The sequence below is a fragment of the Psychrobacillus glaciei genome (assembly GCF_008973485.1).
In the GTDB taxonomy this organism is placed as follows: Bacteria; Bacillota; Bacilli; order Bacillales_A; family Planococcaceae; genus Psychrobacillus; species Psychrobacillus glaciei.
Genome location: NZ_CP031223.1, coordinates 2,884,596 through 2,899,590 on the forward strand (window position 1 = coordinate 2,884,596; position 14,995 = coordinate 2,899,590).

The following is a 14,995-nucleotide window of genomic DNA, read 5'->3' on the forward strand; positions in this document are numbered from 1 at the left end:
GTTTTTAAAAAAAAAATTATTCTTTCAAAACTGAATAAAAGACATTGATGTATACAAATTCATATTTGGTTAAGTCCTCGACCGATTAGTATTCGTCAGCTGCACATGTCGCCACGCTTCCACCCCGAACCTATCTACCTCATCGTCTTTGAGGGATCTTACTTACTTGCGTAATGGGAAATCTCATCTTGAGGGGGGCTTCGTGCTTAGATGCTTTCAGCACTTATCCCGTCCACACATAGCTACCCAGCGATGCTCTTGGCAGAACAACTGGTACACCAGCGGTGTGTCCATCCCGGTCCTCTCGTACTAAGGACAGCTCCTCTCAAATTTCCTACGCCCACGACGGATAGGGACCGAACTGTCTCACGACGTTCTGAACCCAGCTCGCGTACCGCTTTAATGGGCGAACAGCCCAACCCTTGGGACCGACTACAGCCCCAGGATGCGATGAGCCGACATCGAGGTGCCAAACCTCCCCGTCGATGTGGACTCTTGGGGGAGATAAGCCTGTTATCCCCGGGGTAGCTTTTATCCGTTGAGCGATGGCCCTTCCATGCGGAACCACCGGATCACTAAGCCCGTCTTTCGACCCTGCTCGACTTGTAGGTCTCGCAGTCAAGCTCCCTTCTGCCTTTACACTCTTCGAATGATTTCCAACCATTCTGAGGGAACCTTTGGGCGCCTCCGTTACACTTTAGGAGGCGACCGCCCCAGTCAAACTACCCGCCTGACACTGTCTCCTACCCGGGTTACGGGTATGGGTTAGAATTTCAATACAACCAGGGCAGTATCCCACCGACGCCTCCTCCGAAGCTGGCGCTCCGGGCTCTAAGGCTCCTGCCTATCCTGTACAAGTTGCACCAAAATTCAATATCAAGCTATAGTAAAGCTCCACGGGGTCTTTCCGTCCTGTCGCGGGTAACCTGCATCTTCACAGGTACTATAATTTCACCGAGTCTCTCGTTGAGACAGTGCCCAGATCGTTACGCCTTTCGTGCGGGTCGGAACTTACCCGACAAGGAATTTCGCTACCTTAGGACCGTTATAGTTACGGCCGCCGTTTACTGGGGCTTCAATTCGCACCTTCGCTTGCGCTAAGCACTCCTCTTAACCTTCCAGCACCGGGCAGGCGTCAGCCCCTATACTTCACCTTACGGTTTTGCAGAGACCTGTGTTTTTGCTAAACAGTCGCCTGGGCCTATTCACTGCGGCTCTTCTAGGCTATACACCCAAAAGAGCACCCCTTCTCCCGAAGTTACGGGGTCATTTTGCCGAGTTCCTTAACGAGAGTTCTCTCGCTCACCTTAGGATTCTCTCCTCGACTACCTGTGTCGGTTTGCGGTACGGGCACCTATCACCTCGCTAGAGGCTTTTCTTGGCAGTGTGAAATCAGGAACTTCGGACTAAGTCCTCGCCATCACAGCTCAATGTTACAGAGTGCGGATTTGCCTACACTCACACCTCACTGCTTGGACATGCATAACCAACAGCATGCTTACCCTATCCTTCTGCGTCCCCCCATTGCTCAAACGGTGGTTTGGTGGTACAGGAATATCAACCTGTTGTCCATCGTCTACGCCTATCGGCCTCGACTTAGGTCCCGACTAACCCTGAGCGGACGAGCCTTCCTCAGGAAACCTTAGTCATACGGTGGATGGGATTCTCACCCATCTTTCGCTACTCATACCGGCATTCTCACTTCTAAGCGCTCCACCAGTCCTTCCGGTCTGACTTCAACGCCCTTAGAACGCTCTCCTACCACTGATACCATAGGTATCAATCCACAGCTTCGGTGATTTGTTTAGCCCCGATACATTTTCGGCGCAGCGTCACTCGACCAGTGAGCTATTACGCACTCTTTAAATGATGGCTGCTTCTAAGCCAACATCCTGGTTGTCTAAGCAACGCCACATCCTTTTCCACTTAACAAATACTTTGGGACCTTAGCTGGTGGTCTGGGCTGTTTCCCTCTTGACTACGGATCTTATCACTCGCAGTCTGACTCCCAAACATAAATCATTGGCATTCGGAGTTTGTCTGAATTCGGTAACCCGGGATGGGCCCCTAGTCCAAACAGTGCTCTACCTCCAAGATTCTAACGTTTGAGGCTAGCCCTAAAGCTATTTCGGAGAGAACCAGCTATCTCCAGGTTCGATTGGAATTTCTCCGCTACCCACACCTCATCCCCGCACTTTTCAACGTGCGTGGGTTCGGACCTCCAGTAAGTGTTACCTTACCTTCATCCTGGACATGGGTAGATCACCTGGTTTCGGGTCTACGACCACATACTCATTCGCCCTATTCAGACTCGCTTTCGCTGCGGCTCCGTCTTCTCAACTTAACCTTGCATGTAATCGTAACTCGCCGGTTCATTCTACAAAAGGCACGCCATCACCCATTAACGGGCTCTGACTACTTGTAGGCACGCGGTTTCAGGATCTATTTCACTCCCCTTCCGGGGTGCTTTTCACCTTTCCCTCACGGTACTGGTTCACTATCGGTCACTAGGTAGTATTTAGCCTTGGGAGATGGTCCTCCCAGATTCCGACGGAATTTCACGTGTTCCGCCGTACTCAGGATACACTCAAGAGAGAATGAACTTTTGACTACGGGGCTTTTACCCTATCCTGCGGACCTTTCCAGATCGCTTCGTCTAACTCATTCCTTTGTAACTCTATGTAGAGTGTCCTACAACCCCAAGAGGCAAGCCTCTTGGTTTGGGCTATTCCCGTTTCGCTCGCCGCTACTCAGGGAATCGATTTTTCTTTCTCTTCCTCCAGGTACTTAGATGTTTCAGTTCCCTGGGTGTGCCACAGATACGCTATGTATTCACGTAAATGTACTGCTCCATTACGAACAGTGGGTTTCCCCATTCGGAAATCTCCGGATCAAAGCTCACTTACAGCTCCCCGAAGCATATCGGTGTTAGTGCCGTCCTTCTTCGGCTCCTAGTGCCAAGGCATTCACCGCGCGCCCTTATTAACTTAACCTAATTTGGTCCTCCGTGAAAACACGGACTTCCTATAGTAGTTAAAAATACTACGCAAAATATAATCACAAAAGTAATTACAAATTGAATTTCTTGAATTTGTTTCTTTCAATGTCATTTTATCCAGTTTTCAAAGAACAAGTTTTCAAATGCTCATAAAAATGAACATTCAAAACTGAACTGCAAAACGTTAAGATACAGATAAAAATCTGTATTCCGATATTATCCTTAGAAAGGAGGTGATCCAGCCGCACCTTCCGATACGGCTACCTTGTTACGACTTCACCCCAATCATCTGTCCCACCTTCGGCGGCTGGCTCCCGTAAGGGTTACCCCACCGACTTCGGGTGTTACAAACTCTCGTGGTGTGACGGGCGGTGTGTACAAGGCCCGGGAACGTATTCACCGTGGCATGCTGATCCACGATTACTAGCGATTCCGGCTTCATGTAGGCGAGTTGCAGCCTACAATCCGAACTGAGAACGGTTTTATGGGATTAGCTCACCCTCGCGGGGTTGCGACCCTCTGTACCGTCCATTGTAGCACGTGTGTAGCCCAGGTCATAAGGGGCATGATGATTTGACGTCATCCCCACCTTCCTCCGGTTTATCACCGGCAGTCACCTTAGAGTGCCCAACTAAATGCTGGCAACTAAGATCAAGGGTTGCGCTCGTTGCGGGACTTAACCCAACATCTCACGACACGAGCTGACGACAACCATGCACCACCTGTCACCGCTGTCCCCGAAGGGAAAGATCTATCTCTAGAACGGTCAACGGGATGTCAAGACCTGGTAAGGTTCTTCGCGTTGCTTCGAATTAAACCACATGCTCCACCGCTTGTGCGGGCCCCCGTCAATTCCTTTGAGTTTCAGTCTTGCGACCGTACTCCCCAGGCGGAGTGCTTAATGCGTTAGCTGCAGCACTAAGGGGCGGAAACCCCCTAACACTTAGCACTCATCGTTTACGGCGTGGACTACCAGGGTATCTAATCCTGTTTGCTCCCCACGCTTTCGCGCCTCAGCGTCAGTTACAGACCAGAAAGCCGCCTTCGCCACTGGTGTTCCTCCAAATCTCTACGCATTTCACCGCTACACTTGGAATTCCGCTTTCCTCTTCTGTACTCAAGTCCCCCAGTTTCCAATGACCTTCCACGGTTGAGCCGTGGGATTTCACATCAGACTTAAAGGACCGCCTGCGCGCGCTTTACGCCCAATAATTCCGGACAACGCTTGCCACCTACGTATTACCGCGGCTGCTGGCACGTAGTTAGCCGTGGCTTTCTAATGAGGTACCGTCAAGGTACGAGCAGTTACTCTCGTACTTGTTCTTCCCTCACAACAGAGTTTTACGATCCGAAAACCTTCTTCACTCACGCGGCATTGCTCCATCAGACTTTCGTCCATTGTGGAAGATTCCCTACTGCTGCCTCCCGTAGGAGTCTGGGCCGTGTCTCAGTCCCAGTGTGGCCGATCACCCTCTCAGGTCGGCTACGCATCGTCGCCTTGGTGAGCCGTTACCTCACCAACTAGCTAATGCGCCGCGGGCCCATCCTGTAGTGACAGCCGAAACCGTCTTTTAACATTTCCCCATGTGAGGAAATGGATTATTCGGTATTAGCCCCGGTTTCCCGGAGTTATCCCAATCTACAGGGCAGGTTGCCCACGTGTTACTCACCCGTCCGCCGCTAAATCAGAAGAAGCAAGCTTCTTCGTCATTCGCTCGACTTGCATGTATTAGGCATGCCGCCAGCGTTCGTCCTGAGCCAGGATCAAACTCTCCATAATAGAGAACTTAAAAAGCTCATTTTGTTTTGCTGGCATCATCATTAAATGATGTCCAAATTGTTTTACTATCAAACTAACCGAAGCTAGTCTTTCTAGTTATATTTCTTAACGTTTTGCATGTTCAGTTTTCAATGTTCACGTTGTGTATGTTGTGTATGTTGTCGTTTTGTTTTTGACGACTTTATTAGTATATCTTCTTTCATTAACGATGTCAACAACTTTTTTTAACTTTTTCAAAAGTGTTTGTCTGTCGTTCTGAAGGACAAGTATTAGTATACCCATCATTGAAATGAAAATCAACACCTTTTTTAAAAAAATTATACTTTATCAACTATTATTGTTCTATAGGAGTATACAAACCCTTATATAACACCATTTTAATACGAATATTAAAACTGCTTAACTCTTTAATTAGAGGAAAAAAAGGAACTATATCAATATAATCGTAATGCAGAGGTCTAGTAATAACTCGAATTAGTGGGGACAACATAAAACAAAACGTAATGAGAATTAGGCATCCCATTCCCCTTAATAAAAATAGTCTTCCTTGTTAGGAGTGCTATCATCACAATTAATCCAATTATGATTACATCAATATAAGTAAACTAAACGAAAGAAGTTCAATTGTTAATGACGTGAGTAGAAACATATCTTCTTTATAAGAGATAAATAAAGCGGGGGAATTTTTGATGGATTTCATATATACAGGAAATACAGAAATATTATTAAAATTATGTTTAGCTGCATTATTAAGTTTAATAATAGGTATAGAAAGGGAACTAAAGAAGAAACCAATTGGACTAAAAACAAGTATTGTTATCGCTACTTTTAGTTGTTTATTAACGTATATCTCCATTGAAACAGCATATACGGCAAGCCCGCGTGAAGGAATAAATATTACTATGGACCCCCTTCGCCTAGCAGCACAAATTGTAAGTGGAATTGGTTTTTTAGGTGCAGGCGTCATTTTACGCAAAGGTAATGATAGCATTACAGGATTAACAACCGCTGCAATGATTTGGGGAGCTGGCGGAATAGGTATAGCAGTCGGTGCCGGATTTTATATTGAAGCGGCATTAACTGTTTGTATTGTGTTGATTGGTATAGAATTAATCCCCCCTCTCCTCACTAAAATTGGACCAAAGCGTTTACGTTCAAAAGAATTATCGATGAAGGTGCTTGTTCCAAATGAGACTAGTATCAAGGATGTCTATCAGTATTTACTGGACAACAACGTATATATAGAAAGTATACGAATTAAAGACGTCATTCTTGAGAATAATGAAATGAAACATGAAATGGAAATGCGATTATCTATTATAACTAAAAAAAATACAGTAGATTTTTATCTCATGATGAAACAAGAAAACTTCATTGAACGTATGGAGGTTGCATCGATTTAGTGAAAGGAGCAATTAAATGAGTGAATTTTTAAAATTATTAAAAGGTGGAAATAAATCCTCCTTAACGGCAGCAATCGTAAATACAATTATCGCTATAATTAAAACAGGTGCATTCTTCTTTACTGGCAATGTCGCAATGTTTGCAGAGATGATGCACTCTATAGGAGATGCAGCTAACCAATTTTTCGTGTATATAGGTTCAGCATTATCTAAAAAAGCCCCTACACCAAGATTTCCAAATGGATTTGGAAGGCTTATAAATTTAGTATGTTTAGGAGCAGTATTAATTGTAGGAATTCTTTCATATGAAACTATTAAAGAAGGCTGGCATCAGATTCAACACCCTACTACTTCTACTGGTGTTGCAATAAGTCTTACTGTTTTAGGACTGGGAATTCTACTAGAATCCGCTGTTTTTTATAAAGCTGGGAAAGAAATCCTTCACGAAAACGGGATTAAGGGTTCATTTCTTGGACCAATTACAACAAGCTTTGCTTATATAAATCGTGCAAAACCAGCGACTAAGCTTGTATTTATGGAAGACTTAGTTGCTACTTCTGGTGGTATTTTAGCCTTTACGGCAATACTAATATCACATTACACTGGTTTCTTACAAGCAGAAGGAATTGCTTCTATTATCATTGGATTAATGATGTTCTATGTTGTTGGAAAAGTATTTCTTGATAATGCAAGAGGTGCTTTAGGAGAAACAGATGAACAAATGCTTGTTCACATTGCCCATATCGTGTCTGAAAACATTCATGTAAAAGATATTAAAGAATTAGAAGTCATAAAAGAAGGAGAATTTTTACATGTGAATTTAGTTGTAGAAATTGATCCAACACTATTATTTGCGGAAGTAGACGACATTCACGATGTTTTGAAAGAGCTTATTTTAAACCAACAAAGTGTTACAGATGTAACAATTGCCTTCGATGAAGATGATGGCATAAAAAAATGGAAGCATCATAAAGATAAGAAAACGACATTAAAAACACCTGACTAAGCATTTGCTCAGTCAGGTGTTTTATTAAAGGCATGCAGTAAGTATTGCTTTAGTATCGACTGCATTTAGTTTATTGAAATTACCATACTCCCCATTAACCATTGCTTTTTCAACCATAAGGTCAATTTTAGAATCATCAATGTTGTAATCTGATAAGTTAGTTGGGGCATCTAATGATGCCCAGAATGTTGCTAAACGATCGATACCCTCAAACGCAACTTCTTCAGCAGTTTTTCCCGCTGGATCCACATTAAAAACTTTTGTTGCTATCTTTGCAAATCGTTCCGGATTTACATTTACATTATGACGCATCCATCTTGGGAAAATAATTGCTAAACCGCCGGCATGGGGAATATCATATACCGCTGATACCGCATGTTCGATATTGTGACTTGCCCAATCTCCATTATAGCCCATTTGTAAGAACCCGTTTAACCCTATTGTACCTGCAAATAAAATCGTTTCACGCAGTTCATAGTTTTCCAAGTCTTCTACAAGTTTTGGAGCTGTTTCAATAACCGAACGAAGTACCCCTTCAATCATCTCGTCTTGGACAGGAGTATTCGTCGCATTATGATAATATTGTTCAAACATGTGTGACATCATGTCAACAATGCCATAAACAGTCTGATTTAATGGTACAGTAAAAGTATTTTCAGGATCTAAAATAGAAAACTTAGGGAATACAAGCGGATTACCCCATCCATATTTTTCTTGTGTTTCTTCATTTGTAATAACAGAACCGGCATTCATCTCAGAACCGGTCGCAGCTAGTGTTAAAACAGTTCCAAAAGGCAGTGCATCTGCCGGAATGGCTTTTCGTGTCACTAAATCCCAAGGGTCTCCATCATATTTAGCAGCAGCAGCGATTAGTTTTGTACAATCAATTACAGAACCTCCGCCAACAGCTAATATAACCTCGATTCCTTCTTGCTTACAAATATCTGCCCCATGTTTTGCGGTAGATAATCTTGGATTTGGTTCAACTCCAGCTAATTCAAATACTTCCATATTCGCATCATTTAATACTGATATCACTTGATCATATAATCCGTTTTTCTTAATACTTCCTCCACCGTATACAACTAATACTTTTTTTCCGTATAGTGAAAGCTCTTCTGCTAACTGACTTAACTGTCCTTTACCGAAAATTAATTTTACTGGATTTTGAAAAGAAAAAGCATTCATCTACATATCCTCCTCTGAATTGTCTTTTAATCATAGAAAAACCGCTTGTAAAATACAAGCGGTTCAACTTATTCTAAAAAGTGGTTATCTTATACCCAACCACGGAAGCGTGAAGCTTCAGCAGTTCTTCGTACACCAACCATGTATGCAGCTAAACGCATATCAATATTACGAGTTGTAGCTACTTCATAAATATTTTCAAATGCATCTACCATTTTCGAAATAAGTTTGTCGTTTACTTCATCTTCAGTCCAGTAGTAACCTTGGTTATTTTGAACCCATTCAAAGTATGACACTGTTACTCCACCAGCACTTGCTAAAACGTCAGGAACTAATAAAATATCTCTATCGTAAAGAATTTTAGTAGCCTCTGTTGTAGTAGGACCATTCGCAGCCTCAACAACAATTTTAGCTTTAATATTGTGCGCATTGTCAGCAGTGATTTGGTTTTCAATTGCAGCTGGAACTAGAATATCGCAATCCAATTCCAATAACTCTTGGTTAGAAATTGTATTTTCAAACAAAGTAGTAACAGTACCAAAACTATCACGACGATCCAATAAATAATCGATATCTAAACCGTTTGGATCGTGTAAAGCACCGTAAGCATCAGAAATAGCAATAACTTTTGCACCTTGATCGTTCAAGAATTTAGCAAGGAAACTTCCAGCATTACCAAAGCCTTGAATAACAACACGTGCACCTTGCATATCAATGTCACGTTTTTTCGCAGCTTCGTTAATAATAATTGTTACACCTTGTGCAGTTGCACGGTCTCTACCTTGTGAACCACCAAGTACAATTGGTTTACCTGTTATAAAGCCTGGTGAATTGAATTGGTCCATACGACTATATTCATCCATCATCCATGCCATAATTTGTGCGTTAGTAAATACATCTGGTGCAGGGATATCTTTCGTTGGTCCAACTATTTGTCCAACCGCTCTTACATATCCACGGCTTAAACGTTCAATTTCTCCCATAGACATTTCACGTGGGTCACAAACAACCCCACCTTTACCTCCGCCGTATGGAAGATCAACAATCCCAGCTTTCAAAGTCATCCACATAGAAAGAGCCTTCATTTCATCAGGTGTTACACCTGGATGGAAACGAACTCCACCTTTAGTAGGACCAACAGCATCATTATGTTGTGCACGGTAACCAGTAAATACTTTTACTGTATTATCATCCATTTTAACTGGAATGCGTACTTCTAACATTCTAAGTGGTTCTTTTAGTAGTTCATACATTGCTTCATCATAACCTAATTTGTGCAGAGCCTCTTGAATGACAGCCTGGGTTGATGTGAACAGGTTTAAATTATCAGCCATTTGATTGTTTCGCCTCTTTATTCATAATGTTTTATTCGGAACAATTGTAACATATAGCAAAGGATATTTGTCTAACAAATATTAATTATTGAATACTTTTTTAATTTTTTCAATTGCCCAATCTAATTCTTCTTTTGAGATAACTAGAGGTGGAGCAAAACGAATTACTGTATCATGTGTTTCTTTACATAATAATCCTAGTTCTTTTAAAGCTTCACAGTATGGACGTGCTTCTTCAGTTAACTCCATACCGATGAATAATCCACGACCACGAACTTCTTTTATAGAAGGATGTTGAATTTCTTTTAAAGCATCCATGAAATAATTTCCTAATTCAAGTGAACGTTCTGCTAACTTTTCATCTACCAAAACATCAAGAGCTGCTATAGAAACAGCACAAGCCATAGGGTTACCACCAAATGTAGAGCCATGTGATCCTGGGTTAAACACGCTTAAAACATCATTGTTCGCAACGATACATGAAATTGGGAATACTCCACCACCAAGTGCTTTACCTAAAATGTACATATCTGGATTAACATCTTCCCATTCACATGCAAACATTTTACCAGTACGACCAAGTCCTGCTTGGATTTCGTCTGCAATAAACAACACATTGTTTTCACGACATAATTCAAGTGCAGCTTTTAAGAAACCAGCTGGAGGAATAACAATTCCCGCTTCCCCTTGAATAGGCTCAATGATAAAAGCAGCAGTATTCGGAGTAATTGCAGCTTTAAGTGCTTCTAAATCTCCATAAGGAATTAAGTTGATTCCTGGAAGCATTGGTCCAAATCCACGTTTATATTCAGGATCAGATGACAAAGACACTGCTCCCATTGTACGACCATGGAAGTTTCCATTACATGCAATGATTTCTGCTTGATCTGCTCCTACACCTTTAACATCATAAGCCCATCTACGAGCTGCTTTTAGTGCAGTTTCAACGGCTTCCGCACCAGTATTCATTGGTAATACCATTTCTTTACCTGTTAATTTGCTAACTTTTTCATACCATGGACCTAATTGATCGTTATGGAATGCACGTGAAGTTAAAGTTACACGATCGGCTTGATCTTTTAGAGCTTGAATGATCTTTGAATGACGATGCCCTTGGTTTACTGCAGAATAAGCAGAAAGCATATCCATGTATTTGTTACCTTCTGGATCTTTTACCCAAACTCCTTCTGCTTCTGAAACAACGATTGGAAGTGGGTTATAGTTATTTGCACCAAATTTATTTGTTTGTTCAATAACTTGTTGTGAAATTGTCATGGATTCATACTCCTCTTTTTTTTATAGTTGGTAAACACATCGACATTTATAAATACCCATTTATGGAGCAGGCTGTGACACCTGCTCAATAAAATTAAAGCATTTCTGAAGTTGTTTTTGCTTGCATATGAAGTTGAACATAATCAGGTCCGCCAGCTTTTGAATCTGTACCAGACATATTAAATCCACCAAATGGTTGGTATCCAACGATTGCACCCGTACATCCACGGTTGAAGTAAAGGTTACCAACGTGGAATTCTTCACGTGCTTTTTCTAAGTTCATGCGGTTATTTGTAATAACTGCACCTGTTAAGCCGTATTCCGTGTTGTTTGCAATTTCAATTGCTTCGTTGAAATCTTTTGCTTTTGAAATACCTACAACTGGACCAAAGATTTCTTCTTGCATGATTCGAGAAGTTGGAGAAAGATCAGCGATTACAGTAGGTTGGATGAAGAATCCTTTTGAATCATCCCCAGTACCACCTGTAACAAGGCGACCTTCTCCTTTACCGATTTCGATATAGCTCATAATTTTATTGAAAGAAGCTCCGTCGATAACTGGACCAACAAAATGCTCATCATTATCAGGAATACCAACTGTTAAAGCATTTGTTAATTCTTCTACACGGCTCACCACTTGATCGTATACATCTTCAACGATTACAGCACGTGAACATGCAGAACATTTTTGACCACTGAAACCGAATGCAGATTTTACGATAGATTGAGCAGCTAATTCTAAATCAGCTTCTTTATCTACTACGATTGTATCTTTACCACCCATTTCAAGGATTGAGCGTTTAATCCAGATTTGTCCTGGAGATAATTTAGATGATTTTTCTACGATTCCTAAACCAACATCACGAGAACCTGTAAAGCTGATTAAACGAGTACGTGGATGTTCTACTAAGAAGTCACCAATTTCAGCACCTGAACCTGGGATGAAGTTTACAACACCTGCCGGCATTCCAGCTTCTTCTAGTATCTCAACAAATTTATATGCAACAACTGGAGTAGTTGAAGCCGGTTTTAATAGAACTGTGTTACCTGCTACCATTGCTGCAACTGTAGTACCAGCCATAATTGCAAACGGGAAGTTCCATGGAGAAATAACTACAGCAACTCCTAATGGAATATAGTCATAACGGTTATATTCACCTGGACGGCTTACAACTGGTGAGCCATCTTTTAAACGTAACATTTCGCGGCCATAATATTCTAAGAAGTCAATTGCTTCCGCTGCTTCTACGTCTGCTTCCACCCAAGTTTTCCCTGCTTCTTTTGATAATAATGCAGAGAATTCAGCTTTACGACGGCGCATAATAGCTGCTGCTTTGAAAAGAACGTCAGCACGAACTGCTGGTTTTACTTTTTTCCATGTATTAAAAACTTCATCTGCAATATCCATTGCTTTAGATGCAATATCTTTTGTTGCTTTAGAAACAGTACCTACTACTTGCTCTTTATTTGCTGGGTTATAAGAAGTGATTTTACCTTCAGTCGTAATTCTTTCACCGCCAACGATTAACGGGTACTCTTCACCAAGGTATGCTTCAACTACTTTATATCCTTCTTTAATCGCTTTTTTGTTTTCTTCTTTAGAAAAATCTGTGAATGCTTCATGTCTATAATCAATCATGTAAATCCTCCTTAAATTTTAGTGCAAAAATAATTTGCTCTTTTAATCCGTTTACATATATAATAATGCAAAAGATTGTTGCGTTTTTCAAGTATTAAATTCTAAAATGTTGAAATTTTTTTTTGAGGTGAGCCAAATGGACGTAAAATTAGTAAAACTTCTTCCTTTTTATAAATTTGCTACGGAGCAAGTAGCCGTTGGAATTCACGCCGTGGATACAACAGGAAGAACAGTTATCTATAACGAAAAAATGAAAGAAATAGAAGGATTAAATTCTGTGGACGTAGAGGATCGATCCATTTTAGAACTTTTTCAATTCGAACAACAAGATAGTACATTGTTAAAAGTTCTTCATAGTGGAGAACCCGTTTTACGCGTTAAACAGACTTATTGGAATCGAAACGGGCAAGAGATAACTACTATTAATGATACATACCCTGTTTTGGAAGAGGGGAAACTGATTGGAGCAGTAGAATTTTCAAGAGATATTACTGCATTAGAAAGACTAATTTATCAACCATTAAAACGGTACAATGAACCAATCACCCTTTCTTCTATTACAGCTGTTTCCCTATCCATGCGAGAAATAGTGGAGAGATCTCTTAAAGCCGCTCACGTTCGAATGCCTGTATTATTAATTGGGGAAGCTGGCACTGGAAAAGATTTAATTGCTGAAGGAATTCACAATCAGCTATCTCCCGCAAACAATCAATTTATTTCCCTTTTTTGCCACAGTTCGGATAAACACTTAATTAATAAGTTTAAAATAGAGCTAGAACATATCACAAACTGTACAATATTTTGTGAAAGAATCGATTTATTATCCCTTGAATTACAAAATCAGCTTTTGCAAATTTTAAATTCAAATAAAAATGGAGAAAATTTATTTATCGCAAGTATTGGTCAAGATCCTGTTGATTTAATAGCTACAAATAAGTTAAGTAAAGAACTTTACTATTACTTTGCAACCGTCGCAATTACTTTACCACCTCTTCGTAATCGGACAGACGATATTCTACCTTTTACACACGATTATTTTAATCGATACCTCAATCGTTATGGTTCCACTATTAATGAAATAGAGGAAGAAGTTAGTCAAGCATTTTTAACATATGAATGGCCAGGGAATTTAAAAGAACTCGAACTACTATTAGATGAAATTAGCTCCATGATTACAACGGAGCAAGTGCTAAAATTCGATATGCTCCCTCTTCACTTTAAGTTAAAGGTTCAAGACTTCAATGAAACAACAAAAAAAGCAGAGGATTTTGTTGTCACTTCTGAAAAAGATATGTTGCCGTTAGATGAATATTTAAGAGAAGCGGAGACGTATTATTTACAAAAAGCATTGGATAAGTTTGATGGGAATATTACAAAGGCTGCAGAGGCATTAGGTATGAGTCGCCAAAATTTACAGTACCGACTTAGAAAAATGAAAAAATAAGAAGCGGCCTTGAAGCGCACCTGGTCTTTACTAGTTCCAGAGTGCATTGGACGAAACATCGACTACACCATTACCGTAGTAATTTAGCTCGAGAAGTAACTGCATCACTTCTCGAGCCATTTTTTTCAGTAATCTTGTGGTGGATGTTTGTCCGTCGCCCTCTTGGAATAGGTAGAGACAAGGTGCGTAAGGTTTGGTTAATGAGAGATTAGATACTTTCCTATTCTTTTAAAGGCGGACGAAGATGCAATTTCGTCCGTTCAGCACTTCTTTATACTAGGATACTATCTATTTTTCTCTAGTACCGACTACTCTAATCATACACGCACTGAATCATGTACACTGTGGACGTTAATACTAAAAAAAAATCAAGATTAAACCCTTGAAATGATACTATGAATCTTTACTATTATTGGATTACTAGCATCCAAGATTCATATACTTTCATATCTTTTAAAAAAGGAGGCTCTGAGTGTTGTCGTTTTTGTACAACACTCAGAGCCCCCTTTTCATTTATTAGCGGATCGATTGTTTAATCCAATCTGCTAGCTTTTCTTTTAAAGTGTTAAACCCTTCTTGATCATGCTCATCTACACGTGCTTGGAGGGTTTTCCTTGGTTTATCATCTTTTTTAGGAACTGCAGGTTTTTCTTGTAGTTCACGGATGGACAAACTTATTTTTCCTGAATCATTATCTACTTCTAAGATTTTTACTTCGACTTCTTGCCCAACTGTTAGAAACTCACTGACTTCTTTCACATAGCCATATGTTATTTCAGAAATATGCACAAGCCCTTGTGTATCTTCATCTAAACTAACAAAAGCACCATAAGGTTGAATGCCAGTAACTTTTCCCTTAACAACATCTCCTACCGTAAAATCTTTGTTCATCTCGTTCACTCCCTACATCTATGTTCGTATCTACCCT

At 40.7% G+C, this 14,995-nt stretch carries 8 protein-coding genes and 2 rRNA genes; 3 read left to right on the top strand and 7 right to left on the bottom strand.

All coding sequences use genetic code 11. From position 1 onward, the window contains the following. Positions 1-65: 65 nt before the first annotated feature. Both PB01_RS13550 and PB01_RS13555 read right to left on the bottom strand, forming a co-directional pair. Positions 66-2,993, bottom strand: a 23S ribosomal RNA gene (locus tag PB01_RS13550). A 231-nt stretch (positions 2,994-3,224) separates the two neighbouring features. Then, a 16S ribosomal RNA gene (locus tag PB01_RS13555) occupies positions 3,225-4,778 on the bottom strand. The 16S and 23S rRNA genes sit together here, the layout of an rRNA operon. A 689-nt stretch (positions 4,779-5,467) precedes the next feature. Here PB01_RS13555 and PB01_RS13560 point away from each other — a divergent pair. Further along, on the top strand, positions 5,468-6,181 hold the full coding sequence (locus PB01_RS13560; protein ID WP_151700686.1) for an MgtC/SapB family protein: 714 nt from the start codon (positions 5,468-5,470) through the stop codon (positions 6,179-6,181). A gap of 16 nt (positions 6,182-6,197) precedes the next feature. After that, positions 6,198-7,187 (top strand): cation diffusion facilitator family transporter, encoded by a 990-nt coding sequence (locus PB01_RS13565; RefSeq protein WP_151700687.1) that lies wholly within the window; start codon positions 6,198-6,200, stop codon positions 7,185-7,187. 24 nt (positions 7,188-7,211) lie between these two features. Here the strand turns inward: PB01_RS13565 and PB01_RS13570 are convergent, their stop codons facing one another. From PB01_RS13570 to pruA, 4 genes are all read right to left on the bottom strand, one after another. Then, positions 7,212-8,375, bottom strand: coding sequence for an iron-containing alcohol dehydrogenase (locus PB01_RS13570; protein ID WP_151700688.1), 1,164 nt, complete (start codon positions 8,373-8,375; stop codon positions 7,212-7,214). Between the two features lie 89 nt (positions 8,376-8,464). Next, positions 8,465-9,709, bottom strand: a complete 1,245-nt coding sequence (locus PB01_RS13575) for a Glu/Leu/Phe/Val family dehydrogenase (RefSeq protein ID WP_151700689.1) — start codon at positions 9,707-9,709, stop codon at positions 8,465-8,467. A gap of 81 nt (positions 9,710-9,790) precedes the next feature. Further along, on the bottom strand, positions 9,791-10,984 hold the full coding sequence (locus tag PB01_RS13580; protein WP_151700690.1) for an ornithine--oxo-acid transaminase: 1,194 nt from the start codon (positions 10,982-10,984) through the stop codon (positions 9,791-9,793). A gap of 94 nt (positions 10,985-11,078) precedes the next feature. Further along, on the bottom strand, positions 11,079-12,623 hold the full coding sequence (gene pruA / locus PB01_RS13585; protein WP_151700691.1) for an L-glutamate gamma-semialdehyde dehydrogenase: 1,545 nt from the start codon (positions 12,621-12,623) through the stop codon (positions 11,079-11,081). A gap of 136 nt (positions 12,624-12,759) precedes the next feature. Here pruA and PB01_RS13590 point away from each other — a divergent pair, with 136 nt between their 5' ends. Continuing rightward, positions 12,760-14,067 (top strand): sigma 54-interacting transcriptional regulator, encoded by a 1,308-nt coding sequence (locus PB01_RS13590; RefSeq protein ID WP_151700692.1) that lies wholly within the window; start codon positions 12,760-12,762, stop codon positions 14,065-14,067. A 516-nt stretch (positions 14,068-14,583) separates the two neighbouring features. Here PB01_RS13590 and yugI read toward each other — a convergent pair. Further along, entirely contained in the window at positions 14,584-14,958 is a 375-nt protein-coding gene (yugI, locus tag PB01_RS13595; protein ID WP_151700693.1) for a S1 domain-containing post-transcriptional regulator GSP13, read from the bottom strand. Positions 14,959-14,995 lie beyond the last annotated feature (37 nt).

Bases quoted from the DNA above. Each gene is read 5' to 3' on its own strand.
- PB01_RS13560 (WP_151700686.1), top strand. From the start codon at position 5,468: ATGGATTTCATATATACAGGAAATACAGAAATATTATTAAAATTATGT.
- PB01_RS13565 (WP_151700687.1), top strand. From the start codon at position 6,198: ATGAGTGAATTTTTAAAATTATTAAAAGGTGGAAATAAATCCTCCTTA.
- PB01_RS13570 (WP_151700688.1), bottom strand. From the start codon at position 8,375: ATGAATGCTTTTTCTTTTCAAAATCCAGTAAAATTAATTTTCGGTAAA.
- PB01_RS13575 (WP_151700689.1), bottom strand. From the start codon at position 9,709: ATGGCTGATAATTTAAACCTGTTCACATCAACCCAGGCTGTCATTCAA.
- PB01_RS13580 (WP_151700690.1), bottom strand. From the start codon at position 10,984: ATGACAATTTCACAACAAGTTATTGAACAAACAAATAAATTTGGTGCA.
- pruA (WP_151700691.1), bottom strand. From the start codon at position 12,623: ATGATTGATTATAGACATGAAGCATTCACAGATTTTTCTAAAGAAGAA.
- PB01_RS13590 (WP_151700692.1), top strand. From the start codon at position 12,760: ATGGACGTAAAATTAGTAAAACTTCTTCCTTTTTATAAATTTGCTACG.
- yugI (WP_151700693.1), bottom strand. From the start codon at position 14,958: ATGAACAAAGATTTTACGGTAGGAGATGTTGTTAAGGGAAAAGTTACT.